Raw genomic sequence first — 1,172 nt, 5'->3', positions numbered from 1 at the left:
ACATTTCAAACAACGTGACAACGCCCTTTCACCGCGACCGGTCGCCATCGTCGTCATGATTTAACCTTCTGCAGCTCGATCGGTGTGGTGTTCCAGTTGGGTGGGGTCTGGCCGAGAATATTCCGAACGAAGAAGTCAAGGAGTTTGAGCTGGGTATAGGTGCCTGGCGTACCGTGATCGGCACCAGGAACGTAGACCATGTCGAAATCTTTTCCCGCCTTGATGAGCCGGTCGGCAAGCTGGAACGCGGAGGACGGGTCGACATTGTGGTCCATTTCGCCGACCACGATCATCAGCTTGCCCTGCAGCCTGTGAGCATTGTCGATGGCGGAGGATTGCGAATATTCAATTCCGACCGGCCATCCCATCCACAGTTCGTTCCACCAGATCTTGTCTATCCGGTTGTCGTAGCAGCCGCTGTTGGCGACCGCAGCCTTGTAAAATTCGGGATGAAAGAGCAGCGCACCCACCGCGCTCTGGCCACCGGCGGACGTTCCGAAAATGCCAACATTGGAGACGTCGTACCACGGAAAACTTGCGGCCGCCGCCTTGTGCCACAGGATGCGGTCTGGAAACCCTGCGTCCTTCAGATTTTTCCAGGCAACATCATGGAAGGCGCGCGAGCGGTTGTTGGTACCCATGCCATCGATCTGTGCAACGACGAAGCCCAGCTGCGTGAGCGGCTCCATCCTCGTTGAGAAGGATTTTGGGACGAAGGAGCCCTGTGGCCCGGCATAGATATTCTCCACCACCGGGTATTTCTTCGTCGGATCGAAGTTGGCTGGCAGGTGGATCACGCCCCAGATATCAGTCTTGCCGTCGCGCCCCTTGGCATGGAAGCTGAGTGGCGGCTGCCAGCCGGCGGCGACGAGCTCGGACATGTCGGCGGTCTCGACCTGCATGAGTTTGGCGTTGTCGCTGGCCCGGTAGAGCACCATGCGCGGTGGCAGATCGATGCGTGACCAGAGATCGACATAATAGCGGCCGTCGGGCGAGAACTCGATATGGTGGTTGGCCGGTTCGGGCGTGAGTGCAGTCAGCCCCTTGCCGTCGAAGCCGATGCGGTAGGCATGGACGAAATAGGGGTCCTCCTCCGGGTTCATCCCGCTCGCCTCGAACCAGATCTGGCGCTTGACCGGATCGATATAGTTGACCCCCCGGACCACCCACTC

General features: G+C 59.0%; 1 protein-coding gene. It reads right to left on the bottom strand.

Going from position 1 to position 1,172, the window contains the following annotated elements; translation table 11 throughout:
• Positions 1-53 precede the first annotated feature (53 nt).
• On the bottom strand, positions 54-1,172 hold a 1,119-nt coding region (locus DH10_RS22255; protein ID WP_192385318.1), incomplete at its 5' end, for a S9 family peptidase.

It is taken from the genome of Mesorhizobium silamurunense (assembly GCF_014843825.1).
GTDB classification, from domain to species: domain Bacteria; phylum Pseudomonadota; class Alphaproteobacteria; order Rhizobiales; family Rhizobiaceae; genus Mesorhizobium; species Mesorhizobium silamurunense.
The sequence above is the reverse complement of the archived record's forward strand: the minus strand, read 5'-3'. Positions and strand labels throughout refer to the sequence as shown.